The 24,402-nt window shown below is 62.7% G+C and carries 23 protein-coding genes; 14 read left to right on the forward strand and 9 right to left on the reverse strand.

The annotated features are described in order from the left end of the window. Positions 1 to 4 precede the first annotated feature (4 nt). From AC1RT2_RS15095 to AC1RT2_RS15110, 4 genes are read left to right on the forward strand one after another with little or no spacing between them, the layout of a single operon-like run. The gene (locus AC1RT2_RS15095; RefSeq protein ID WP_493103066.1) at positions 5 to 1,498 is read left to right on the forward strand and encodes a sugar ABC transporter ATP-binding protein; all 1,494 of its coding nucleotides are present in this window, start codon (positions 5 to 7) and stop codon (positions 1,496 to 1,498) included. 16 nt (positions 1,499 to 1,514) lie between these two features. Continuing rightward, the gene (locus tag AC1RT2_RS15100; RefSeq protein ID WP_493103068.1) at positions 1,515 to 2,489 is read left to right on the forward strand and encodes an ABC transporter permease; all 975 of its coding nucleotides are present in this window, start codon (positions 1,515 to 1,517) and stop codon (positions 2,487 to 2,489) included. A 3-nt stretch (positions 2,490 to 2,492) separates the two neighbouring features. Continuing rightward, positions 2,493 to 3,443: an ABC transporter permease gene (locus AC1RT2_RS15105; RefSeq protein ID WP_493103071.1), complete on the forward strand. Its 951-nt coding sequence runs from the start codon at positions 2,493 to 2,495 to the stop codon at positions 3,441 to 3,443. Between the two features lie 30 nt (positions 3,444 to 3,473). Continuing rightward, entirely contained in the window at positions 3,474 to 4,130 is a 657-nt protein-coding gene (locus AC1RT2_RS15110; RefSeq protein WP_493103073.1) for an SGNH/GDSL hydrolase family protein, read from the forward strand. Positions 4,131 to 4,194: 64 nt separating this feature from the next. Here the strand turns inward: AC1RT2_RS15110 and AC1RT2_RS15115 are convergent, their stop codons facing one another. The 3 genes from AC1RT2_RS15115 to AC1RT2_RS15125 form a co-directional block, all read right to left on the reverse strand. Then, positions 4,195 to 4,854, reverse strand: a complete 660-nt coding sequence (locus AC1RT2_RS15115; protein WP_493103075.1) for a class I SAM-dependent methyltransferase — start codon at positions 4,852 to 4,854, stop codon at positions 4,195 to 4,197. A 6-nt stretch (positions 4,855 to 4,860) separates the two neighbouring features. Then, entirely contained in the window at positions 4,861 to 6,126 is a 1,266-nt protein-coding gene (locus tag AC1RT2_RS15120; protein ID WP_493103077.1) for a BtaA family protein, read from the reverse strand. A 261-nt stretch (positions 6,127 to 6,387) separates the two neighbouring features. Continuing rightward, positions 6,388 to 7,281: a DMT family transporter gene (locus tag AC1RT2_RS15125; RefSeq protein ID WP_493103079.1), complete on the reverse strand. Its 894-nt coding sequence runs from the start codon at positions 7,279 to 7,281 to the stop codon at positions 6,388 to 6,390. Positions 7,282 to 7,543: 262 nt separating this feature from the next. On the opposite strand from AC1RT2_RS15125, the gene AC1RT2_RS15130 reads away from it, so the two are divergent. From AC1RT2_RS15130 to AC1RT2_RS15140, 3 genes are read left to right on the forward strand one after another with little or no spacing between them, the layout of a single operon-like run. After that, complete coding sequence (locus AC1RT2_RS15130) at positions 7,544 to 9,493, forward strand: PrkA family serine protein kinase (RefSeq protein ID WP_069062172.1); 1,950 nt, start codon at positions 7,544 to 7,546, stop codon at positions 9,491 to 9,493. Positions 9,494 to 9,514: 21 nt separating this feature from the next. Further along, the gene (locus AC1RT2_RS15135) at positions 9,515 to 10,834 is read left to right on the forward strand and encodes a YeaH/YhbH family protein (RefSeq protein ID WP_493103083.1); all 1,320 of its coding nucleotides are present in this window, start codon (positions 9,515 to 9,517) and stop codon (positions 10,832 to 10,834) included. Between the two features lie 11 nt (positions 10,835 to 10,845). Then, positions 10,846 to 12,387, forward strand: coding sequence for a SpoVR family protein (locus AC1RT2_RS15140; protein WP_493103085.1), 1,542 nt, complete (start codon positions 10,846 to 10,848; stop codon positions 12,385 to 12,387). 100 nt (positions 12,388 to 12,487) lie between these two features. Here AC1RT2_RS15140 and AC1RT2_RS15145 read toward each other — a convergent pair whose 3' ends face one another. The 3 genes from AC1RT2_RS15145 to AC1RT2_RS15155 all read right to left on the reverse strand — a co-directional run bounded on the left by AC1RT2_RS15145 (position 12,488) and on the right by AC1RT2_RS15155 (position 15,444). After that, the gene (locus AC1RT2_RS15145) at positions 12,488 to 12,637 is read right to left on the reverse strand and encodes a DUF1127 domain-containing protein (RefSeq protein WP_083243217.1); all 150 of its coding nucleotides are present in this window, start codon (positions 12,635 to 12,637) and stop codon (positions 12,488 to 12,490) included. Positions 12,638 to 12,865: 228 nt separating this feature from the next. Continuing rightward, entirely contained in the window at positions 12,866 to 13,906 is a 1,041-nt protein-coding gene (locus AC1RT2_RS15150) for a glutamine synthetase beta-grasp domain-containing protein (RefSeq protein WP_493103087.1), read from the reverse strand. Between the two features lie 311 nt (positions 13,907 to 14,217). After that, positions 14,218 to 15,444, reverse strand: a complete 1,227-nt coding sequence (locus AC1RT2_RS15155; RefSeq protein WP_493103089.1) for an MFS transporter — start codon at positions 15,442 to 15,444, stop codon at positions 14,218 to 14,220. Positions 15,445 to 15,495: 51 nt separating this feature from the next. On the opposite strand from AC1RT2_RS15155, the gene AC1RT2_RS15160 reads away from it, so the two are divergent. Then, entirely contained in the window at positions 15,496 to 16,020 is a 525-nt protein-coding gene (locus tag AC1RT2_RS15160; protein ID WP_493103091.1) for an Lrp/AsnC family transcriptional regulator, read from the forward strand. A gap of 36 nt (positions 16,021 to 16,056) precedes the next feature. Here the strand turns inward: AC1RT2_RS15160 and AC1RT2_RS15165 are convergent, their stop codons facing one another. Continuing rightward, a complete protein-coding gene (locus AC1RT2_RS15165; RefSeq protein ID WP_493103093.1) occupies positions 16,057 to 17,046 on the reverse strand; it encodes a bile acid:sodium symporter family protein in 990 nt (329 codons plus the stop codon). Between the two features lie 91 nt (positions 17,047 to 17,137). On the opposite strand from AC1RT2_RS15165, the gene AC1RT2_RS15170 reads away from it, so the two are divergent. Both AC1RT2_RS15170 and ggt read left to right on the forward strand, forming a co-directional pair. Next, positions 17,138 to 18,007 carry a LysR family transcriptional regulator gene (locus AC1RT2_RS15170; RefSeq protein WP_493103095.1) on the forward strand — a complete coding sequence of 290 codons (870 nt, stop codon included), beginning with the start codon at positions 17,138 to 17,140 and terminating at the stop codon, positions 18,005 to 18,007. Between the two features lie 59 nt (positions 18,008 to 18,066). Further along, positions 18,067 to 19,659: a gamma-glutamyltransferase gene (gene ggt, locus AC1RT2_RS15175; protein WP_493103097.1), complete on the forward strand. Its 1,593-nt coding sequence runs from the start codon at positions 18,067 to 18,069 to the stop codon at positions 19,657 to 19,659. Positions 19,660 to 19,670: 11 nt separating this feature from the next. Here ggt and AC1RT2_RS15180 read toward each other — a convergent pair whose 3' ends face one another. Then, the gene (locus AC1RT2_RS15180; RefSeq protein WP_493103099.1) at positions 19,671 to 20,459 is read right to left on the reverse strand and encodes a pyrroline-5-carboxylate reductase; all 789 of its coding nucleotides are present in this window, start codon (positions 20,457 to 20,459) and stop codon (positions 19,671 to 19,673) included. Positions 20,460 to 20,461: 2 nt separating this feature from the next. Next, a complete protein-coding gene (locus tag AC1RT2_RS15185) occupies positions 20,462 to 21,181 on the reverse strand; it encodes a GntR family transcriptional regulator (RefSeq protein ID WP_069062163.1) in 720 nt (239 codons plus the stop codon). A gap of 200 nt (positions 21,182 to 21,381) precedes the next feature. Here AC1RT2_RS15185 and AC1RT2_RS15190 point away from each other — a divergent pair, with 200 nt between their 5' ends. The 4 genes from AC1RT2_RS15190 to AC1RT2_RS15205 are packed head-to-tail and all read left to right on the forward strand — an operon-like array spanning position 21,382 to position 24,396. Next, positions 21,382 to 22,215 carry a substrate-binding periplasmic protein gene (locus AC1RT2_RS15190; protein WP_493103101.1) on the forward strand — a complete coding sequence of 278 codons (834 nt, stop codon included), beginning with the start codon at positions 21,382 to 21,384 and terminating at the stop codon, positions 22,213 to 22,215. Positions 22,216 to 22,272: 57 nt separating this feature from the next. Beyond that, complete coding sequence (locus AC1RT2_RS15195) at positions 22,273 to 23,049, forward strand: amino acid ABC transporter ATP-binding protein (protein WP_493103104.1); 777 nt, start codon at positions 22,273 to 22,275, stop codon at positions 23,047 to 23,049. A gap of 9 nt (positions 23,050 to 23,058) precedes the next feature. After that, positions 23,059 to 23,721: an amino acid ABC transporter permease gene (locus AC1RT2_RS15200; RefSeq protein WP_069063652.1), complete on the forward strand. Its 663-nt coding sequence runs from the start codon at positions 23,059 to 23,061 to the stop codon at positions 23,719 to 23,721. A gap of 9 nt (positions 23,722 to 23,730) precedes the next feature. After that, positions 23,731 to 24,396: an amino acid ABC transporter permease gene (locus tag AC1RT2_RS15205; protein ID WP_493103106.1), complete on the forward strand. Its 666-nt coding sequence runs from the start codon at positions 23,731 to 23,733 to the stop codon at positions 24,394 to 24,396. The last annotated feature ends 6 nt before the right edge of the window (positions 24,397 to 24,402 follow it).

Genomic DNA, 24,402 nt, shown 5'->3' on the forward strand with positions numbered 1-24,402 from the left:
GCCAGTGACGCATCTCATTGAAATGTCCGGAATATCCAAGGCGTTCGGCGGAAGTGCTGCGCTCAGGAACGTGTCGCTGGCGCTCGCACCCGGCACGGTGCATGCCCTGATGGGCGAGAACGGCGCCGGGAAATCGACGCTGATGAAAATCCTGGCCGGCGTGCACCAGCCGGACAGTGGCGAAATCCGGCGCGCCGGCCGAACGGTCAGCTTCGCCAATCCGCGCGCAGCCCTTGCCGCCGGCATATCCACGGTGTTTCAGGAACTCTCGCTGCTGCCCAACATGACGATTGCAGAAAACCTGTTTCTCGGCCGCGAGCCCATTGGCCGCTTCGGCGGCATCGACCGGCGGCGGATGCGCGAGGAGACGAAGGGAGCGCTTGCCCGCCTCGGCCTCACGCTCGATCCGGATACATTGGTGTCGGAACTTTCCATCGCCGAACGGCAGTTCGTCGAGATCGCCCACGGCATCGATGCGGACGCCGACATCTTCATCCTCGACGAACCGACCGCCGCGCTCAACGCGGCGGATGTCGAGGTGCTCAACCGCCACATCCGTGCGCTGCGCGATGAGGGCAAGGCCGTGGTCTACATCTCCCACCGCATGGACGAGATTTTTGCGATCTGCGACGTGGTGACGGTGCTGAAGGACGGCCAGCTGGTTGGCACGCGACCGCTCACGGACATCACGCCATCCGCTTTGATCGCGATGATGGTCGGGCGTGAACTGGAAGCCCTTTTCCCCGAACGCAGCGATGCTGCCGGAGACGCGGCCCTGTCGATTTCCGGGCTACGGCTGGAGCCGGATTCAAGGCCGTTTTCACTTGTCGTTCGCAAGGGCGAGATCGTCGGGCTCGCCGGGCTCGAAGGACAGGGACAGCAAAAGGCTTTGCGCGCCCTGGTCGGGCAGTTCGCGCCGGTCGAAGGCTCATTTTCCCGTCAGGGCGAAACCATGCGCCTTCCGATGCCGAAGGAAAGCGGCGTGCGGCGATGGCAGGCTCGCGGCGGCGCCTTCGTGCCGGAGGACCGCAAGGACGAAGGATTGTTCCTCGGTCATTCGGTCGGCCAGAACATTGCCATGGCGCTCCATGGCGGACGATCCGCGATCCAGCCGGCAAAGCGCTATCGTGATGTCATCGCGCAGACGATGCAGCGATTGGGCGTCAAGGCAACGGGTCCGGCCGCGATAGTCGGTGCGCTCTCCGGCGGCAACCAGCAGAAAGTGCTGCTCGGCCGCTATCTTGCGACCGACGCCGATCTCCTCCTCATCGAGGAGCCGACGCGCGGCGTGGACGTTGGCGCCAAGGCGGAAATCTACCGCATCCTGCGGGATTTCGCCAAGGCGGGCGGCGCGGTGCTGGTGCTCTCCCGCGAGACGCTGGAGCTGATCGGCCTTTGCGACCGCCTCTATGTCATCCACGGCAACACCATCGTGTCCGAAATGCAGGCCGGCGAAGTGACCGAGCACGGCATTCTCGACGCGGCTCTCAGCACATGACGGAACGGAATCCCCAATGACACCTTCCCCTTCCGCCACTCTGGGCAAACTGCTCACCGGCCGCGGCAGCCGGCAGGGCCTTTGGCTGCTGCCGCTTCTCATCACCGTGGCCATGATCCTCTGGCTGGCCGCAACGACCAGCCAGTTCAGCCAGTTGAGCAATCTTGCCAACCTCGTTGCCCAGGGCATGCCGCTCCTCATCACGGCGGTCGGGCAGATGTTCGTCGTGCTAGTTGGCGGGCTGGATCTCTCCATCGGCTCCGTCGTCAGCTTCACGACGGCCTTTCTGGCGCTCGACCTGCCGGCCGGCATCACCATTCCCGGCGTCTTCATCTTTGCCGCGCTGATCGGCGCCACCAACGGCTACTGCGTCACGCGGCTCAATGTGCATCCGATCGTCGCGACGCTTGCCACGCAATATGTCGTGCTCGGCATCACCCGCGTGCTGCGGCCGGTATCGGGCGGGTCCGTGCCGGAGGTCGTACGCTGGGCGGTGGACGGATCGGTGGCTGGCGTTCCGTTTCCAGTCTTCTGGGGCATTGTGACGATCCTGATCGCCTGGAAACTGCTCTACGGTTCGCGCTACGGGTTGCATCTCTTTGCCATCGGCGGCGGCGTTGCATCCGGTTCGACCGATGCCGCGCGCAATTTCGGCATCCCCGCCAGCCGCAACATTCTCCTGGCCTATGTGGTCTGCTCGTTGTTTGCCGCGCTGGCCGGCGTCTTCCTGGCTGGGCGCATCGTCTCGGGCGATCCGAATGTCGGCCTGTTCATGGAACTCGATGCAATCACGGCGGTGGCGATCGGCGGCACGCAACTGTCCGGCGGCGTCGGCAGCCTGCATGGAACGATCATCGGGGTTGCGGTGCTGGCGCTCCTCTCCAACGGCATGAACCTGCTCAACGTCACGCCTTTCGTGCAAACGGCAATCAAGGGCATTCTGCTTATCGCCGTCGTGGCGCTTCAGTCGCGCAAGAAGATTGGACTCTGACCCATGTCGGCCCTCGTCAACTCTCCCCTCCTGCGCCGGATTTCCAAGGTCCCGCCATCCTATTACCTGCTCGTCATTCTGCTTGGGATCCTGTTCGTCGCGCGTCCACAGATGCTCAATTCCAATGTGCTCGGCGTCTTCGCGCGCCAAGTCGTTCCGCTCGGCATCCTCGTGCTCGGCCAGTTGCTGGTCATGCGGGTGAAGTCGATCGACCTGTCCGGCGGCGGCGTCATCCTGCTGATCAACTATTGCATCTCGTCCGGCATTTTCCCGGGCGCCTCGCTCGGCTTCCATGTCGGGCTGGCGCTTGCGATCGGTCTCTCGATCGGCCTCTTCAACGGCGTGATGGTGGCCCGGCGCCGCGTTTCGGCGGTCATCGTCACGCTTGCGCTGAGCATCGTGCTCGTGGGCTTCGTGCAATATCTTTCGAGCGGCAAGCCGCCGGGCGATGTCCCGACCGTTTTCAACGATCTGTTCAACACACGCTTTCTCGGGTTGCCGAGCCCCGTGATCTTCTGGATCGGCCTCACGGCGCTGATGGCGCTGCTTCTCTCGCAGACGGTCTTCGGACGTTTCGTCACCGCCGTTGGCGAGAGCATGCCGGCCGCCCACTTTTCCGGTGTGCCGGTGGAGCGCACGGTGATCCTCGCCCATACGCTCGCCGGCCTGATGGCGGCCATCGCCGCCCTCGTCCAGACCGCGTCCATCGCCGTCGGCAGCGTGCGCGTCGGGCTCGACCTCCCGATCCTCTCGGTCGCCGCCACCATTCTGGGCGGCGTCGTCTTCGGGCGCGGCGAGGGGGGTGTCTGGGGTCCGTTTTTTGGCGTGCTGTGCTTCGCCTTCCTCTTCGTCGTGATGACGATGTTCGGCGTCGGCGACGCCGGCAAGCTTGTCGCCCAGGGGCTGATCATTCTGCTTGCGGCCATTTTCTACGGCCTGCGCGCCGAAAAATAACAATCAACCAGCCATTCAAGGAGGTCGTTAATGGCGGAGAAACGTTCAATCCTGTGCTTCGGGGATTCACTGACATGGGGCTGGATCCCGGTGAAGGAATCCGCACCGACACTGCGCTATCCCTATGAGCAGCGGTGGACCGGCGCCATGTCAGCACGGCTCGGCGCGAACTATCATATCATCGAAGAGGGGCTCAGCGCCCGCACCACCAGCCTCGACGATCCGAATGACGCAAGGCTCAACGGCAGCGCCTATCTGCCGGCGGCACTCGCCAGCCACCTGCCGCTCGATCTCGTCATCCTCATGCTGGGCACCAACGACACGAAATCCTATTTCCATCGTACGCCCTACGAGATCGCCAACGGCATGGGCAAGCTCGTCGGCCAGGCGCTGACCTCTACCGGCGGCGTCGGTACGCCCTATCCCGCACCGCGCGTGCTCGTCGTTGCTCCGCCGCCGCTGGCGCCGATGCCCGATCCCTGGTTCGAAGGCATGTTCGGTGGCGGATATGAAAAGTCGAAGGAGTTGGCCGGGCTCTACAAGGCGCTCGCGGCTTTCATGAAGGTCGAGTTCCTGGCCGCTGGCGAGCACGTCTCAACCGATGGTGTCGATGGCATCCATTTTTCTGCGGAAACCAACATCCGGCTCGGAAACGCGATCGCGGCGAAGGTCGAGACGCTGTTCTGAGATAAGCCACTCCGGCGCCTCCCTTGTCGGAGTGGCTTTATGCTTTGCGTGCCGGCTATGCCAATCAAGGCATCCGGATAACGGCGATCCAGGAAAAGCCGCGATGCAGTCTTTTCGCTTCGCTGCGTCCGGCATGGGCATCGGCCAGTTCGGCGGCAAAGTCGAACAGGTCGGCGCGCGGCGTCACATGGTGCCAACCGAGCCAGGTGGTCACGGCGCTTTTGAACCAGCCAGGCAAGCCCTGCATGTCGCCAAAATCGGCGATATGCAGCTCCCCACCCGGGGCGAGGCGGGCAGTGGCCTCCGTGACGACCTTCTGCCATTGCGGGATCATTGATACGGCATAGGAAATGAAGATGCGATCGTAGCTGCCCTGGCCGAAAGCCACTTGCGGGTCGAAAGCGGCGGCGTCCGCTCTGGCGAGGCGTATCCTGCCGTCGAGGCCGGCGCCCGCGACGGCCTTTTCCGCTGCCGTGAGCATTTCCTGGGAGATGTCGATGCCGTGGAAACGGGCCTCGGGATAAAGCCCAGCCGCTTTCACGAGGTTGCGCCCGGTGCCGCAGCCGATCTCCAGCACCGAACCGCCCGGTACTGGTCGGAGGCCGGCAAGCAAGGGGTCTCGGCCGAGCAGGTAGTATTTTCGCGTGGCATCATAGATGCCGAACCGCCGCTGCCAGCGGTAGATGCGGTCCATCAGCAGCGCATGATCGGATAGCGCGTTCATCGGCGCTCACCCCTTGAATTCATAGAGGTGGAAACCGCCGTAGATCGACGAGCGATCCTTGTCGTGCAACGCACGCGATTCCGCGGCGTGGTAGGCCCAGCGGTCGAGAATTGTGTCGGCGACACGGCCGGGCAGCAGGCTTTCCGCGGGCGCCGTGCGGAAGATGACGCGTGCGCCGGGGGCGGCGGTGCGGGTGATCTCGCTCCACAAGGCGTTGAGCTGCGCATCCGTCATCCAGTCCTGCGCATCGAGCAGGATGAAGCGATCAACGGATTCGGGGGCTTTTGCCGCGAGAAACTCGGTCAGCGACGTGTTGGTGATGGAGATGCGGCCGGCGCGGCTTCGGACCGCTTCAAAATTCTGCCGGGAGAGATAGGGCGGCAATGGCGCAAGCTCTCCGCTGCCATACCCGCGCCCGAAGGCCTGCCAGGCAAAATAGTTTTCCGAGAGCGGGAAGCCGCAGGCGAGCTTTTCGACGCGCTGGCGCAGGATCGACGCCATGTCGCTGCCGGCACCCGAAAGCGCCTCATATTGCTGCGGCGGAATGCCGAGCCCGAAGAGCGAGCTTTTCCGCCCCGTCGCCCAGCGGACCAGGCGCTTTTCGAAGAGCGGTGCCAGCGTTTCGTCGAAGAAGCGCTTCTGGTCCTCGATCGTACGGGCCTTGAGCAGGCCGCGGGGATCGGCGCCGTAAAGACGGGCCATCGTATGGCCTAGGCCGATGAAGCCGCCGAGCAGGCCGTGGCGATAGAGGTGGCGGTGGAAGATGGAGATACGGCGGCGGCCGGTGACGGTCCGGCTTTCCCAGTAGTCGCGGGTTTCCGCATCGAGATGGGGCCTCAGATAGTGCTGGTAGGCGTCGAGGTTCCGGCGATCATCGCCCTGGCCGTAGAACCGGTAGAACGTCTCGTAGTCCGGCAGGTGGGCGGCGGCAGTCAGTTTCAGGCGGTTGAAACAGACATGCGCCGGGTTGAGGTCCACCGCCTCGATGCGGGCGGGATCGGCGACAAGATAGGAAAGTGCATTGCAGCCGCCGGACGCGATGGTGACGATGCTGTTTCCCGGCGCGATCTTCAGCGCAGCCATGTCGACATCGGGATCTTCCCAGATCTGCGCATAGACGAGATTCCGGAAAAGCCGGGAGAAGACATATTCGGACATTCCGGAGGCGGAGAGCAACGGATTGCGGCGAACGGCGCGGTTGAGGCGCTTGCCGACCCCCTCTTTGCGCGCTGCGGTCGGGGAGGGAGCGGGAGAGATCACCGTTTCGATCATCAGGGTTTCCTACGCTGGAATGTCCGTCCTCACCCATCGACGCGACGGGCTGGACGGCGGCGAACTGCGGATGCCTGTGCGGTGAAGTAATCGATGCGAAATCGGTCTGGTCGGTTCCCATCTCGATCGTCACGATCACCGAGCGGCATGGGGCAGCGTTTCAACAGATCGCCATGACACCCGCATGACATCCGCCATTCTGTCCACAGGTCGGTGCCCGATGCATTCTCTTTGGAACGGTGCGACGGCCCGCGCTATCGCTCAGCGCAGGAAGATCAGGCCCATGCCAATGACGACGAGGGCGGCACCAGCCCAAGCCCCACCGGCCGGCCGCTCCCCGGTCTTCAGCCACAGCATCGGCAATATCATCACCGGGGAGGTGGCCGAGAGTGTCGAGATGATGCCGACCTTGCCGCCCGACAATGCAAAGAGCAGCAGCGTCATGCCGATGGCAAGCGCGAGCACACCGGTCAATGCGGTCATTGCCGCGACTTTGAGCGTGAGCGGCCCTTTCGGCTTGACGGAGGGGATGGGCAGTTGGGTCAGGACGCTGAGGCAGAGCGCGGCAATGCCGACGCGCAGCAGCGAAGCGACGAAGGGGTCGATGCCGCTCTCCATGACAGGGCGCACGAGGATGGAGCCGATGGCCTGGCCCGTCGCGGCGCCCAACCCCAGCAGGACGCCGATCGACAACGGCCCCTTGATCGTTTCCCACTCATGTATCTGCGCCCGCCGCTTGCCGAAGAGAATGGCGAGGAACACCCCTGTGGCCGTCAGCGCGATCCCCGCCATGGCGGGGACCGGCAGGGCTTCGCCCAGTACCAGCCAGCCGAGCAGAGCGGCAATCGGCGCATTCAGCGCGAAGAGGATTCCGGAGCGGCGCGGGCCAAGCCGGTTCAGCGTGGCGAAGAGCAGCGTGTCGCCAACGAAGATGCCGATCAATCCGGACAGCAGCAGCGGGCCGATGCTCGCCGCATCCAGCTCCCGCCATGTACCGGTCGCCAACACATAGAGGGCAAGAAGGCCGGTGACGAAGATCTGGCGGACCCGGTTGAAGGCCGGCGCGCCGAGATGGCCGGCAGGCCCCGCCGAGATCAGCCCCGTCAGGGCCCAGCAGGTCGCGGCACCGAGCGCGGCAAGTTCGTGAATTGGCATTGTGTTCCGATCGGTCGATTATATGCTGGTGGACATTGCATGTCCGTGATTCGCGTTAAAGCGCGCACAGACGGCTCGCGTCCAGTGCCATGTCTGTTGAATGAACAGAGTGCTTGGAAGATTTGCTGCCTTCAGTATCCAAGCTTGCATTCACTTTCTGTTTACAGCGAAGGCGGGAACAAATTTCTGCTGCATTCCGTTTAAAAAACAGGACGGCAGACGCGAAAAAAGCTATACTGTTCGATGACCGCAGGAGCGTTCCATGAGAACCACTGGCAGCGATGTTTTCGACCTCTTTTCAAAAACTTATGCGAGCACCGCGCAGGAGGAGCTGAGCCTCCAGGAGTACCTGCTGGCGTGCCGTGACGATAAAAAGATGTATGCCACCGCGCCGGAGCGGATGGTGACGGCCATCGGCGAACCGCAGCTCATCGATACCAGTGCCGACGAGCGCCTCGGCCGGATATTCGGCAACCGAACCATCAAGATTTACCCCTCCTTCTCCGATTTCTACGGCATGGAAGACACGATCGAGCGGATCGTCGGCTACTTCCGCTATGCCGCGCAGGGGCTCGAAGAGCGCAAGCAGATTCTCTACCTGCTGGGTCCGGTGGGGGGCGGAAAGTCCTCGCTCGCCGAACGCCTCAAGAAGCTGATGGAAGACCAGCCGATCTACACGCTCGCCATCGACGGCAAGATCAGCCCGGTTTTCGAATCACCTCTCGGTCTCTTCAGCCGCGAGCGCATGGGCGATCTGCTGGAGGACAAATACGGCATCGCCAAGCGGCGGCTCACCGGCCTCATCTCGCCCTGGGCGACGAAGCGGCTCGACGAGATCGGCGGCGATATTTCGCGGTTCAGCGTCGTCAAGCTCATGCCCTCCCGCCTGCGCCAGATCGCCATTGCCAAGACCGAACCCGGCGACGAGAACAATCAGGACGTCTCGACCCTGGTCGGCAAGGTGGATATCCGCCAGCTCGAAAACTTCAGCCAGGCCGATCCAGACGCCTATTCCTTCAGCGGCGGTCTCAACCGCACGACCCAGGGCCTGCTCGAATTCGTCGAAATGTTCAAGGCGCCGATCAAGGTGCTGCATCCGCTGCTCACTGCCACGCAGGAGGGCAGCTACAACGGCACGGAAAACTTCGGCTCTTTCCCCTATCAGGGCATCGTGCTTGCCCATTCCAATGAATCGGAATGGCTGCATTTCAAGCACAACAAGAACAACGAGGCCTTCCTCGACCGTATCCTGGTGGTCAAGGTGCCCTATTGCCTGCGCATCACCGAGGAGCGGCAGATCTACGAAAAGCTGCTGCGCGAGAGCGAGCTTTCCGCCAGCCCCTGTGCGCCGGAAGTGCTGGAAAACCTCAGCCGCTTCACCGTCGCCACGCGGCTGACCCCGCATGAAAATTCGCCGACCTATACCAAGATGCGCGTCTATGACGGCGAGAACCTCAAGGACACCGATCCCAAGGCCAAATCGCTGCAGGAATACCGGGATGCCGCCGGGGTCGACGAGGGCATGACCGGCATCAGCACGCGGTTCGCCTTCAAGGTACTGTCCGAGACCTTCAACTACGATACCAAGGAGGTCGCGGCCGACTCGGTCCATCTGATGTACATACTCGAGCAGGCGATCCGCCGCGAGCAGTTCTCCAAGGAAGTCGAAGCGAACTACATCGATTTCATCCGCTCGGAACTGGCGAGCCGCTACGCCGAATTCATCGGCCACGAGATCCAGAAGGCCTATCTGGAATCCTACAGCGAATATGGCCAGAACCTGTTCGATCGCTACATTTCCTACGCCGATGCCTGGCTGGAAGACCAGGATTTCAAGGATCCCGACACGGGGCAGATCCTCAATCGGGAAATCCTCGACAGCGAGTTGTCGCAGATCGAAAAGCCTGCCGGCATCGCCAATCCCAAGGACTTCCGCAACGAAGTCGTCAAATTCACCCTGCGTGCCCGGGCCCGCAATGGCGGGCGCAACCCGGCCTGGACGAGCTACGAAAAACTGCGCGAGGTCATCGAAAAGCGCATGTTCGGCCAGGTCGAGGACCTGTTGCCGGTCATCAGCTTCGGTTCGAAGAAGGACAGTGCCACCGAAAAGCAGCACGCCGAATTCGTCGACCGCATGACCGAGCGTGGCTATACCGTGCGGCAGGTCCGGCGGCTGGTCGATTGGTATATGCGCGTCAACAAGGCTGGCTGACACCGAAACGGGAGTCGGCCCATGCCGAATTTCATCGATCGCCGGCTGAACCCCAAGGACCGCAGCCTCGGCAACCGGCAACGTTTCCTGAAGCGGGTGCATGACGAGTTGAAGCGCTCGATCCGCGATCAGGTCCGCTCCGACAAGATCGCCGATGTCGATACCGCCCATGGCGTGCCCGTGCCAAAGCGCGGTGCCGACGAACCCAGTTTCCGCAACGCCTCAAACAGCGGCGAACGGCATCACGTCCTGCCTGGCAACGAGAGTTTTTCGGCGGGCGACCGGATCGGCAAACCGGATGCTGGCGGCGGCCAGGGTGGCGGTCGTGGTACCGGGCGTGGCGAAGGCGACGACGATTTTCTCTTCATCCTGTCGCGCGACGAGGTGCTCGATCTTTTCTTCGAGGACCTGGAGCTTCCCGACATGGTCAAGCTCAACCTCAAGGAAACGGTGACCTACAAGCCGCGCCGCGTCGGCTTCACCACGGCGGGCACGCCCAGCAACATCAATGTCGGGCGCACGATGCGCAACAGTTTTGGCCGGCGCATTGCGCTCCACCGCCCGAGTACAAAGGAATATCAGGCGGTCGCCGACGAGATCGCGGCGCTGGAAAACGAGCCGACCCCTTCCCAGCCGCAGCGCCGGCGGCTTGCGGCGCTGCGCGAAGAGCTGGAGGCGCTGGAGCGGCGGCGCAAGCGCATCGCCTATGTCGATCCCGTCGACGTGCGCTTCAACCGCTTCGAACGCCAGCCTCTGCCAAATGCCTGTGCTGTGATGTTCTGCCTGATGGACGTTTCGGCCTCGATGGGCGAACGCGAAAAGGATCTGGCGAAACGCTTCTTCGTTCTCCTGCACCTTTTCCTCAAGCGCCGCTACGAGCGCATCGACATCGTCTTTATCCGCCACACGGACGAGGCGCACGAGGTTGACGAAGAAACCTTTTTCTTCAGCAAGCAGAGCGGCGGCACGGTGGTTTCGACGGCGCTCGAGGAGATGCAGCGGATCATCCTGGATCGCTACCCGTCGAACGTCTGGAACATCTACGCCGCCCAGGCCTCCGACGGCGACAACGCCACGGGCGACTCCGAGCGCTGCGCGGCACTTCTGCGCGACGACCTTATGAAACTCTGCCAGTACTATGCCTATGTCGAGATCATCGACGAGCGGGAGAGCGAGATTTTCGGCGCGACAGACAACGGCACCTCGCTCTGGCGTGCCTATCGCAAGGTCGACGGCGCGGTGCCGAACTTCCAGATGACCCGCATTGCAAGACCAGCTGACATCTACCCGGTCTTCCGCAAGCTCTTTGCCCGGCACAAAGCCGTGCAACTCAGCCGGTGAAGGGCGGGAACATGGCAAAACGGCCCCCTTCCTCCCTGCTGTTCAGTGGTTCCGAATGGAATTTCGCAACGCTTTCGCGCGCCTATGAGGCGATCGAGGAGATCGCCATCGGTGAGATGGGGCTGGATGTCTATCCCAACCAGATCGAAATCATCTCCTCCGAACAGATGCTCGACGCCTATTCCTCCATCGGCATGCCGCTGATGTATCAGCACTGGTCCTTCGGCAAGCGTTTCGTGTTCGAAAGCCATTTCTACCGCAAGGGACGTCGGGGGCTCGCCTACGAACTGGTGATCAATTCCAATCCCTGCATCACCTATCTCATGGAAGAAAACACCATGCCGATGCAGGCACTGGTGACCGCGCACGCCGCCTTCGGCCACAACCATTTCTTCAAGAACAACTATCTCTTCCGCCAGTGGACCGATGCAGGTGCGATCCTCGGCTATATGGATTTCGCCAAGAAATACATCGCCCGGTGCGAGGAGCGGCACGGTATTGCCGCGGTTGAGGAAATCCTCGATTCAGCCCATGCGCTGATGGATCAGGGCGTGTTCCACTATCGCCGCCCGCCCCGGCTTTCGCCGGCAAAGGTGACGGAGCGGACGCGCGAAAGGCTGGAATATGAGGAACAGACCTATAGTGATCTGTGGCGAACGCTGCCGACTTCCGCAGGCAGCGTCGGCATAGAGGAAGCAGAGAAAGAGGCGCAGGAGCGCAAGAAGGTCCTGAACCTTCCGGAAGAGAACCTGCTCTATTTTCTGGAAAAACACAGCCTGATCCTGGAACCCTGGCAGCGGGAAATCCTTCGGATCGTTCGCGTCATCGCGCAGTATTTCTATCCGCAGGGCCAGACCAAGGTGATGAACGAGGGCTGCGCGACCTTCGTGCACTACACGATCATCAACCGGCTGTTCGACCAGGGCAGGATGAGTGAAGGCGCCATGCTGGAACTGCTTGCGAGCCATGCCAATGTGGTGTTCCAGCCGGGCTTCGACGATCCACGGTTTTCCGGCATCAACCCCTATGCGCTGGGTTTTGCGATGATGCAGGATATCGAGCGCATCTGCATGACACCGACCGCGGAGGACAAGGACTGGTTTCCCGACATCGCCGGCAATGGCGACGGGATGGGCACGCTGATCGACGCCTGGGAGAACCACCGCGACGAATCCTTCGTCCTGCAATATCTGAGCCCGGCGCTGATCCGCAAATTCCGCCTGTTCCACCTCTCCGACCTCGCCACCAACCGTTTCTGCGAGGTCGCTTCCATCCATGACGAGCGCGGCTACTCGGCCGTGCGCGCCGCACTCGCGCGCAACTACGATCCCAGCACCCACCGGCCGGACATTCAGGTGGTGGACGTCGATCTTCTGGGCGACCGCCAGCTTCGATTGCGCCACAGGATCCGCAACGGGGTCCTGTTGGACGAGGCCGAGCGCGACAGGACCCTCGCCCATATCCGCCGCCTTTGGGGCTACGGCGTCAGCCTGGCTGGCGTGGATACCGCGACCGACAGGGTTCTCTACGAATGCTCTTCAGCGCAGGCATAAAAAAACGCCTCGCAGACTGCGAAGCGCTTTGGGGATGCCGACCACGGAAACGTGGCCCGCCTATCTTTTCGGCACGCGCTTGAGCGCATGCCGGGATGGCTTAGCCGAGGACCAGAAGGCCTGCAACGGCAGAGCGGATGTTGGCGCGCGAGATGCCGAGATCCTGCAGGGCGCGGTCGTCGAGGGCGCTGAGTTCGCGGACGGCACGGCGTTCGGCGGCGTTCTTCTTGAGCTTTGCGAAAACGTTCATGATCAACTCCTTTGTGTTGAGCTGTAGATAGGGAATTGTCTGCCCAGAAAAAATGCATATGCGCGCAGTGTAGGCATGCGGTTTTTGCATGGCGTCGCCTGGTGGTGCCGCACGGCGGCCGCTGCACAATTTTTGACCAACAAAAAACGCCCCGCAAATGCGGGGCGTTCTGTAGGCCGATCGGTGAACGCTGCCGTTTTCCGGCGCGTTCAGGTTTCCATGCGGGAGTTAAGCCGCCTGGCGGTTTTCGATGTCGGTCGGAACCGTGGAGATCGTCTTCAAGATCTGCGAAGCGATCTGGTAGGGGTCGCCCTGCGAGTTCGGGCGGCGGTCTTCCAGATAGCCGCGGTAGTCGTTGTTGACGAAGCTGTGCGGAACGCGGATCGAGGCGCCGCGGTCAGCCACGCCGTAGCTGAACTGGTGGATCGAGGCGGTCTCGTGCTTGCCGGTCAGGCGCATGTGGTTGTCGGGGCCATAGACGGCGATGTGATCGGCACGGGCTTCGGCGAAGGCTGCCATGAGGTCTTCGAAATAGGCCTTGCCGCCGACTTCGCGCATATATTCGGTCGAGAAGTTGGCATGCATGCCCGAGCCGTTCCAGTCGGTGTCGCCGAGCGGCTTGCAGTGGTATTCGACGTCGATGCCATACTTTTCGGTCAGGCGCTGCAGCAGGTAGCGGGCGAGCCAGATTTCGTCGGCGGCCGTGCGCGAACCCTTGCCGAACACCTGGAATTCCCACTGGCCCTTGGCCACTTCGGCATTGATGCCTTCATGGTTGATACCGGCAGCAAGGCAGATGTCGAGATGCTCTTCAACGATCTTGCGGGCGATGGTGCCGACATTGCTGAAGCCGACGCCGCAATAGTACGGACCCTGCGGAGCGGGGAAGCCGGCATCCGGGAAGCCGAGCGGGCGGCCGTTCTGGTAGAAGAAATATTCCTGCTCGAAACCGAACCAGGCGCCGTCGTCGTCGAGAATCGAAGCGCGTGTGTTGGACGGATGCGGCGTCTTGGCGTCGGGCATCATGACTTCGCAAAGCACGAGAACGCCGTTTTTGCGTTCCGGGTCGGGATAGGAGGCTACCGGCTTCAGGACGCAGTCGGAGCTCGAGCCTTCGGCCTGCAGGGTCGAGGAGCCGTCGAAGCCCCAGAGCGGAAGCTGGTCGAGCGTCGGGAAAGCTTCGAATTCCTTGATGAGGGTCTTGCCGCGCAGGTTCGGGGTGGGCTTGTAGCCATCGAGCCAGATGTATTCGAGCTTAAACTTAGTCATTTCGTTCTCTCACGTGACGCTGGTTCCAAAGCTGTCAGCCATTTCAAGACCTGACCGACAGCCGCTGTCTGGTAAAAAGCATTAATCGTGCCAAGTCGAAATCAGGGTCGAAAATGGTCAGAAAATCGCCGTTCGGCTGCTGGCGGGCATCTGCGTCACGAGGCGGGCGCGCAAGAATGAAGCGGATTGCATAAAAAATAGGCAAAATGGGGTGGCCTTTGAGGCAATGAGGCAGATCGCAAGTAGCGTCCTCGACTTCCGGATTCGAGAGCGTTCCACGCCGGAGGGCTGAGATTATGGTTAATGAAAGATTACGACGACTGGGAGGAGACGGGCTGGCGCTCGGCGTCTCTCTTCACGGCGACGCCCCGGCGGGCCGCAAGCAGGGAGATGGCAACGCTTGCCAGCATCAGTCCGACCGCGCAGAGCACGACGGAGCGGAAACCCTGGCTGCCGTAAACTTCGCCCAGGCTGATCGTACCGGCGAAGAGCGCAAAATAGGTGACGGCGCTGTTGAGGCCCATGATGGCGCCCCGTTGCCGGGGATCGAGCGAGGTCAGGCGCATGATGAGCACGTTGAGTCCAAGATGGTTGGCCAGCCCCCAGACCGCCATCAGGGCGAGAAGGCCGACAAAGCTGCCTGAGAGTGCGAACATCAGGAGAAAAATTGCCGTGACCAAGATCATGAGAATGGAAAGCAGCAGCGGGCGGGCGATATGGGCATCGATAAAGCGATCCAGCAGCACGGCGGCGCCGAAGCCGATGCCGTAGAGGATCGTCGCCAGGCCGTTTGCGCTGACCGGCATACCGAGATCGGCGTGCAGGTGATCGCCCAGATAGGCGTAGACGCCGTAGAAGGACGCCATGAAGCAGGCGCAGATCGCAAGAAGCGGCAGGACACCTTTCACCTTGAGAGCCGAAAGCGGCGTTTGCAGCCCACCCGCAGCGCCTTTCGTGTCCGTGCGCCGGGCGAGTGCGCCGGCGGCAAGGAGGGCGGCGCCGGCGAGGATGAAATAGAAGGCACGCCAGCCCATCGTGTCGGCAATCAGGGCCGAGAGCGGCACGCCGCCCACCATGCTGAGGGTCCAGCCGGTGAGCACGATGCCGAGCGTGCGGCTTTCATGCCCGGATGGACCAGACACCGCCGCCAGCGTGTAGATTGCCGGCAAGGCCACCCCGGCGGCGATGCCAAGGCCGAATTGCGCAGCGATCAGCATTTCCGGGCCGACGGCTGCCCCCGCGCCTGCAAAGCCGAACACCATCAGCAGCATGGTGATGGCCAGCATACGCTGCGGCCCGATGCGGTCGATCAGTTGACCAAGGGCAAGCGCGCCGCCGGCCGTGCCGAGACCGAAGGCGGCCGAAGCGATCATCACTGTCTGCACGCTGGTCCCGAGAGCATCTGCCATGGCAGGCGCAATGGGACCAAGTGCCAGCGAATTCGACCCGATGAGACCGATACAGCCCGTCAGTGTCCAGACGATGGACGGTATAGCCGATAAGGGCATGCCGGGCGTTTGTTGATTACTGTTCTGCATAAAGCTAGAATAGGCGAACAAAATTCGGCAGCAACGAAGGAATTGAGGGCCATGGAAAAAACAGATGACATTCGGCGGAATGCGCGCCCGATGCCGCCATCCGACGCCATGGATCGAAAGCTGTTAGCCGAATTGGTGGAGGACGCGACCCTGAGCTACGCAGAGCTGGGCAAGAAGGTGGGCCTTTCCGCGCCGGCGGCGCATGAACGCGTCAAGCGCTTGCGCCAACGCGGCGCCATTCGCCGGGTCGCGGCGCTGATCGATCCGCAGGCGACGGACAAGACACTTCTCGCCTTCGTTCACGTCGATACGGCCGGCTGGGGCAAGACGACTGCGCTGATGGCGATCCAGCGGTTCCCCGAAGTCGAGGAGGTTCATTCGGTAACGGGCGATGCCTGCATGCTGCTGAAGGTTCGCACGGACGGCGCGCAGTCGCTCGAGCGGTTGCTCGGCCATCTCTATGCCACGCCGGGGGTGAAGGCGACGCGCAGCTACGTTGTGTTGTCGACCTATCTCGAAAGGCCGGTCCAGGCTGAAAAGACCGAAGACTGGCCGCCCTTCGATATTCCGGGCTGACAGGTCACTCGTAACGACGCTGGATACCCCCGACCGTCAGACGGCAGGAGCAGGCTTGGCCTCCAGGGTTTTCTGCCGATCGGCATAGACGCGGGCAAGCCAGGCGCAGACCATAAGCTGGATCTGGTGGAAGAGCATCAGCGGCAGCACGATCGCGCCTATCGACTGGCCGGCAAAGATGACGCTTGCCATCGGCACGCCGCTGGCGAGGCTCTTCTTCGAGCCGCAGAAGACAGCGGTAATTCGGTCTTCGCGGTTGAAGCCGAGCAGTCTGCCGCCGAGACTGGTGATGACGAGGACCACCGCAAGCAGCAGGCTGTCGATGACGAGGAGGAGCGCGAGATCTTCCACCGCGAGCCTCTGCCAAATCCCCTCCGTCACCGCCTCAGAGAAGGCGAGATAGACGACCATGAGGATGGAGCCACGGTCGAAGGGCGTCAGCAGCGTCTTTTTCGAGCGCACCCAGTTTCCGATGAAGGGTTGCAGCACCTGGCCGGCAATGAACGGCAGGAAGAGCTGAAGCATGATCTTCCAGACCATGTCGAAGGACACGCCGACATGGCCGCCCGCTGAAAACAGCAGCGCGACGAGGGCGGGCGTCAGGAAAATCCCGAGAATGTTCGACGTCGAGGCGGCGCAGATCGCGGCCGGCACATTGCCGCCGGCAATCGAGGTGAAGGCGATCGACGACTGCACTGTCGATGGCAGGACGCAGAGGAAGAGCAGGCCAAGATAGAGCGGCTGGTCGATGAGCCAGGGCGAGAAGAGACCAAGGCCGAGGCCGAGCAGCGGGAAGATGGCGAATGTCGTGACGAGAATGAAGAGTTGCAGGCGCCAATGCAGGAAGCCGGCGATCACCACATCGGTGGAGAGGCGCGCACCGTGCAGGAAGAACAGGAGGGCGATGGCGATGTTGGTGGCGACGCTGAACCACTCCCCCGCCACGCCGGAGATCGGCAGTAGGGAGGCGAGAATGACCGCACTTATAAGGAGCCAGGTGAAGGTATCGGGAAGAAGACGTTTCATCTCTGCACGTATCGTTGAGGTCTCGACAGGCCGGTATTTTTAGCTATCCTATTTCTCGATGCAAACAATAAGGCTTATCATGGATCGTGATATGCTTGATCTCGTCCAGCTGCGCAGCTTCGTCATGGTCGCCCAGACGAAAAGTTTTACGCTTGCCGCAGAACGATTGAAACTCGGCCAATCGACGGTCAGCCAGCACCTGCAACGGCTGGAGCGCGGGCTGGGGCGGCGGCTCATCGACCGCGACACCCATCTGGTCCGGCTGACGGCGGACGGAGAGGCGCTGTTGCCGCATGCCCGCCAACTTCTCGCGCTCGAGCGCCAGGCGGCCGCACAATTCGAGATGGATGCGCCGCGCGGACCGTTCCGCTTCGGCATCTCCGAGGACCTCGTCAGCGGCCAGTTGCCAGGGCTGTTGGAAGATTTTATCGCCGACTATCCCTCCGTCGATCTCCAGCTTTCCGTCGCGCTCTCCAAGACATTGGCCGAAATGCAGGACCGCGGTGAACTCGATCTCGTCATGGCCAAGCGCCGGATCGGCGAACAGCGCGGCGATGCCATCCTGCGCGAACCGCTCGTCTGGCTTGCCAGCGACCCGGAGGCGATGCTGGCAAAACCGGTCCTGCCGCTCATCGTGTTCCCGCCGCCGAGCCTGACGCGCCTGCTTCTGATGGAGGCGCTGGACCGCAGCGGCACGCCGCGGCGCATCGTCTGCTCGTGCCAGAGCCTCAGCGGCCTGACGGCAGCGGCGCGGGCCGGCATGGGGGTGCTTGTCCAGCCGCGCAGCCTGGCGCCCGCCGGCCTTCGCGAGATTGTCCCGCCGGCTTTGCCCCCCTTGGAGGATGTGGAGTTCGTGCTGGTGACAGCGCGTTCGGCCGACCACGCCACCGTCACCGCCTTTTCACGCAAGGTGCGCGACCGGTTCGGCAAGGGCTTTTCCCTACGGCAGGAAACATCCTGATACGGCGCGCGACCGCAAGCCCGCCAGAGACGACACTGATACCCGGAGGAAACAACAAAATGCGCAATTTCGAAAAGCCGACGCGATCCGTCGCGGTATCCCGACAGGCGATGGCTGCGACCTCGCATCCGTCGGCCACCCTTGCGGCGCTCCAGATCATGGATGCCGGCGGCAATGCCATGGATGCGGCTATCGCCGCCTCGGCCGTGCAATGTGCCGTCGAGCCCGGCTCGACCGGCATTGGCGGCGATTGTTTCGTGCTTTTCGCGCCGAACGGCTCCGACCGGGTCATCGCCTACAACGGATCGGGCCGCACGCCGGCGGCGCTGACACTCGACTGGTTCACCGAGCGCGGTCTTGACGAAGTGCCCCGCCAGTCGCCCGCGTCGGTGACGATTCCAGGTGCCATCGATGCGTGGACGCGGCTCCATGCCGATCACGGCCGCATGCCCTTTGCCGACGTGCTCGCACCGGCCATCCGGTTTGCAGAGGACGGTTACGGCATCAGCCCGCGCGTTCACCGTGACTGGTTGTTGGAGGAGACGGTCCTGGCCGCAGACCCGACCGCCTCTCGCATTTTCCTGCCGGCCGGGCGGGCGCCGCGGGTCGGCGAGGTTCACCGCCAGCCGGAACTTGCCGCGACCTTGAAGCGTATCGCAGCCGAGGGCCGCGATGGCTTCTATACCGGTCCTGTCGCCGAGGACATGGTCACCTACCTGCGCTCGCTCGGTGGGCTGCACACGACGGAGGATTTTGCTGGCGCGCAGGGCGAATACGTCACGCCCGTCACCACCGATTTTCGTGGGTATACGGTGCACGAATGCCCGCCGAACGGGCAGGGCATCATCGCACTCCTCATCCTCAACATCCTGAGCCGCTTCGATGCCACGGGTGACCCGCAATCGCCCGACCGGCTCCATATCGAAATCGAGGCGACACGACTTGCTTATGCCGCGCGCGATGCCTGGATCGCCGATCCGGACAAGGCGGACGTGCCGATGAAGGACATTCTCTCGGATGACCTGGCCGACCGGTTGGTGGCAATGATCGACCTGCGCCATGCCCTCACCGATCTGCCCTCCTTCGACATGCCGCTGCACCGCGACACGGTGTATATTTCCGTCGTGGATCGCGACCGCAACGCCGTCAGCTTCATCAACTCGGTGTTCTATAGCTTCGGCACCGGTCTGGTCGCGCCGCGCTCGGGGGTGGTGCTGCACAACCGGGGTCAGAGTTTTTCGTTGAAGCCTGGCCACCCCAACGTGGTGGCACCGCTGAAACGCCCTCTACACACGATCATTCCCGGGATGGTGACGCGCGGCGGCCGGGCGGAGATGCCTTTCGGCGTGATGGGCGGCTACTATCAGGCGATGGGCCACGCCCATCTTCTTTCCAAGGTCTTCGATTACGGCATGGATCTGCAGGAGGCGATCGACCTGCCGCGGGTGATGCCTCGCCCGGACGGAACACGCGTGGAGGCCGAATGCACGCTGCCAGCGGCGACGGCAGATGAGCTGACGCGCCGCGGCTTTGACCTCGTTCCAACAGAGGACCCGATCGGCGGCGCTCAGGCGATCCGCATAGATTGGGAAAACGGAACGTTGATCGGCGGCTCGGAGTCGCGCAAGGACGGCATCGCGCTCGGTCTTTGAAGGGACGCCTGTCAGGCGGAGCCGGTGATGCGGTTGAGGACGCGGTCCAGTGCCAGCTTCAAAGCGTCCGTTCCGCCCTTGCGGTCGAAATCCTGGAAAACCTGCTCGTTCAGGCCGCCCTTAGTGGCGAACTCGTGGCTTAGCGCGATGAAGTCTGTCCCTTTGTCGGCGAGAAGCGTCGTCTCTGAGAGGCTGGAAAACAACGGAGCGAGATAGGCCCGGCCCTTTTCCTCCGGCAGGCCGTTTTCCGCCAGCCATTCGGTCGCGCGGTGCATGATGCCGAAATAGGTGGCCATCAGGGCGCTGACCGCGGCGAGCAGATCGTATTCCGCTTTCGTCTCGCATTCGACGGCGTTGCCGAGCACGTTGAAGACCGCGGCCGTATTCGCGTCCGGCGGATAGACGGCAGTAACGCCTTTGCGCCGTGCGACGAAAGGCAGGGGAATCGCCTGGGAGAGGCGCACATCCGCGCCGATCCAGTCGAGCAAAGCGGACCGGCCGGTGGCAGCGACAACGCTGATCACCGTCTGGCCATCGCGAAACCGCAAGGGGCGAATGACCTCTTCGGCAATCTGCGGGCGGATCGCCAGCACGACCGTATCGCAGCCGTCGACGATCGCCTGGTTATCGCCGGCGACGAGCACGGCCGGGAAATCGGCGGCGAGCCTGGCCGAAATGTCGGCGCTACGTTGGGACACCATGACATGCGGCACGGCCGCAGGCTCCGCGAGAAGGCCGCGCACCATGGCGTCGGTGATGGCGCCGGTTCCGATGAATCCGATTTTCTGGGGCAGGGGCATGATCATTCCGCAGCAGCAAGGGGGCCGAAAGAGACTTCGGTGGTGTAGTTTTCGCGCAGGAACGCGATGAAATTGTCCTGGAACTGCCGCGTGTGGGCGTGCGCCAGCTCGTCGGCCAGTTCGACATTCTTGGCGCGGATCGCTTCCAGCATCAGCTCGTGTTCGTCCGTCAGAAGGTAGCCGTCGCCGGTGCGCTCCAGATATTCGAAATGCAGATGCAGCATGCGCTGGCCCTGGTTGAGCAGTCGCTCGTAGAAGGAGGCGAGATAGGCGTTCTTGCCGGCATAGGCGACAGCCATGTGGAACTGCTTGTTGGCCTCCGACATTTTCAGGTGCTGGCCGGTCTTCACCGCCGCCTCGAATTCCTTCTGCCGCTTGGCGATGATCTTCAGGTCCGCATCGGTGCGGAGCGCCGCGGCAAGCCGGGTGTTCATGCGCTGGGCAACGTCGAGTGCCTCGACATACTTCGGAAAGCTCGCCACCTCGATGGGTGCGACGATGGTGCTGCGGTTGGAGAGCGTCACCACCAGGTCTTCGCCCGCCAGCCGGATCAGCGCCTCGCGCACCGGTGAGCGCGACATGTCGAAGCGTTCGGCCAGCGTCGTTTCGTCGAGCAACTGGCCGGGCGGCAGGATCAGCGCAAGGATCTCGTTGCGCAGCGTATCGTAGACGCTTTTCCAGCCGGTGCCGCGCACCCGTTTCATTTCAATTTCGTCAGACACTTACGTCCCTTTCCGCATTTCACGGCCATTGGGCCAGAAAAACCGGCGCGCAGCAATCGTAAAATTTCCGCTTGACTTTGTCGACACGCAGACGACATAAATTATCCAGTCGACACGGAGCCGACATAAAAAGACCAAATGAACGGCCAAAGCCGACGGGTGGAACCGCGCTATTCCAGCGCTCAAAATGGGGAATACACATGCTTTCGAAAGTGATGACGTCCGCTCTGCGGGCGACGGCCGCGCTCGCCCTGGTGGCGGGTCTTTCGACCACGACCGCCTCGGCCCAGACGGCCGAAGGGTATTGGCAGGGTGTCCAGAACAGCGGCACGCTGCGCTGCGGCGCCGCCGTCGCCCCGCCCTATGTGATGCGTGATCCGGCAAGCGGCGAGTATTCCGGCTTCTTCGCCGATCTTTGCCGCGAGTTTGCCGACGTGCTGAAGGTCAAGCCGGAATTCGTCGATACGACCTGGGACAACATCGTCGCGGGCCTCCAGGCCGGCAAATGGGACGTGTCGCTGGCACTGAACCGCACGCCAGCCCGCGCCATGGCGGTGCAGTTCTCCATTCCGGCGATGGAGTACCAGATCTCGCTTGCCTACAACAAGGACAACCCGAAGGTTCCGGCCGGCGCTGCCGCGGTCGCCGATATCGACAAGGCGGATGTCACGCTCGCCGTCATGTCCGGAACCGCGCAGGACAAGGCGATCTCCGCTGCCGTCAAGAATGCGACGATCCTGCGCCTGCCCGGCAATGACGAGACACGCCTTGCGGTCGTCTCCCGTCGTGCGGACATCCTGGTCGATGCCTCCGACACCAACCAGCTCTTCACCCAGTCGAACCCGGATTGGGCCGTCGCGCTCAACCCGACCCCGGCGCTTGCCAAGCAGGGCGTCGCCTTCGGCCTGCCGCACCAACTCGTCGCCTCCGATGTCGAGGTGGTCAACATCTTCCTCGAAGAGCGGGTCGCGACCGGCCACGTGGATGCCCTGATCAAGAAGGCTGTCGACGACGTGCTCAAGGCTTCCAAGTGATCATCGGGAGGCCGGGTTCGCCCGGCTTCCCGCCAATGCCCCGGCTGGAGAATCCGCATGACCGCCGCATCTGCTCCGCTTGTTTCCATACAGTCGCTGCACAAGAGCTACGGACCGCACATTCAGGTGCTGAAGGGTCTCGATATCGAGATGAAGCCGGGCGAGCGCGTCGTCGTCATCGGTCCTTCGGGTGGCGGCAAGTCGACGCTGCTGCGCGTGATGATGGGCCTTGAAAAGATCGACAGCGGCGCCATCACCTTCGGTGGCAAGCCCTACATCTCCTCACCCGGCCTGGAGGCGAAGACGGTCATCGACACCGAGGTGCGCCGCTCCATCGGCATGGTGTTCCAGCACTACACGCTGTTTCCGCATTTGAGCGTCATCCAGAACCTCGTGCTCGCCCCGTGCAAGGTGCGCGGCGAGAAGAAGGCGAGCGCCACGCAGCGGGCGCAGGCTTTGCTTGAACGCTTCGGCCTCGGCGCCAAGGCGAATGCCTTCCCCGCCCAGCTTTCCGGCGGGCAGAAGCAGCGTGTCGCTATTGCCCGCGCTCTGATGCTCGATCCGAAGCTGATGCTGTTCGACGAGGTGACCTCGGCGCTTGATCCGGAACTGGTGGCGGAAGTGGAGCAGGTCATCCTGCAGCTTGCGAACCAGAACCTGCCGATGATGATCGTTACCCACGACATGTGGTTCGCCAAGAACATCGCATCGCGCGTCATCTTCTGCGCCGGGGGCGTGGTCGTCGAGGATGGTCCGCCCGAGCAGGTGCTGGGCGCGCCGCGCGAGGAGCGCACGCGTGAGTTCATCGACCGCGTCTTCCACATCAAGCAATAGGGGGTGGCGGTGAACTATACATTTGATTTCAACGCCGTCTCGCTTGGCCCGCTGATCGAGGGGCTTGTCGTCACGCTGGAGCTGACGGTCGCAGCCAATCTCATCGGCGTCATTCTCGGCTTTCCGCTGGCGCTTTTGATCATGAGCCGCATCGCCGTCATCCGCTGGCCGGCGACGCTCTTTGTCGAGTTCTTCCGCTGCACGCCGGCGATCGTGCAGATCGTCTGGTTCTTCTATTGCGTACCCATGCTGTTCAACGTCTTCCTCGGCTCGATGACGATGGGCATCCTGGCGCTCGGCCTTAACCTGATGGCCTTCAACGCCGAGGCCTATCGTGCCGCTATCCAGGCCGTGCCGCGCGAGCAGATCGATGCCGGCATCGCGCTCGGGCTCAATCCGTTCCAGCGTGTGTTCCATATCGTGCTGCCCAATGCGCTGCGCGCCTCCATTCCCGTGCTTTTGACCAATGGCATCGTCATCTTCCAGCAGAGCGCGCTGGTCGCCATCGTCGCGGTGCAGGACCTCATGTACCAGGCGAAAACGCTGGCGACCGAGACCTACCGGCCGATCGAGACCTTCACCATTGCGGCGCTGATCTATTTCGCGGTGTCGTTCCCCGTCACGCAGGTCGTCGGCTGGCTCGAACGCCGCCGCCAGATCCTGACGACCTAGGAGGAAAACATGGCGCTCGATTTCTCCGTTCTCCTCCGCTTCCAGGAAGCACTCGCCGTCGGCCTCTGGACGACGATCAAGCTGACGCTGATCTGCGTCGTGCTCGGCTGCTCGCTCGGCTTCCTTGTCGGTCTTGCCCGAACCTCGTCGAGCATCATCGTCCGCGGCATCGCCAGCGTCTATGTCGAATTCTTCCGCGGAACGCCGGTGCTGATCCAGCTGTTCTGGATCTTCTTCTGCCTGCCGCTGGTCCTCGGCGTCGAACTCTCGAACCTCGCCTCCGGCGTCATTGCGCTCACGCTCTATATGGGCGCCATCACCAGCGAGACGTTTCGGGCGTCGCTGAAGTCCGTCGGCCGCGAGCAGTTGGACGCCTGCATCGCGCTCGGCCTGCCGCGCCACGTTCAGGTGGTCAATGTGATCCTGCCGCAAGCGGTACTGCGCGCCATTCCAACGCTGCTGTCAAACTGCGTCAGCCTGTTCAAGGAAAGCGCGCTCGTCTCGGCCGTCGGCATGGCCGACCTGATGTTCGTCGGCCAGAATATTTCCAACAACACGGCCCGCCCCGTCGAGGTGCTGACCATTGTCGCCCTCATCTACTTCGCCATCGCCTTTCCGCTGACGCGCGCCGTCACGCTCGTCGAAGGCCGCATCCTCAAGAAACTCGCCATCTAGGAGAAA

It is taken from the genome of Shinella sp. GW821-FHT11G07 (assembly GCF_058808115.1).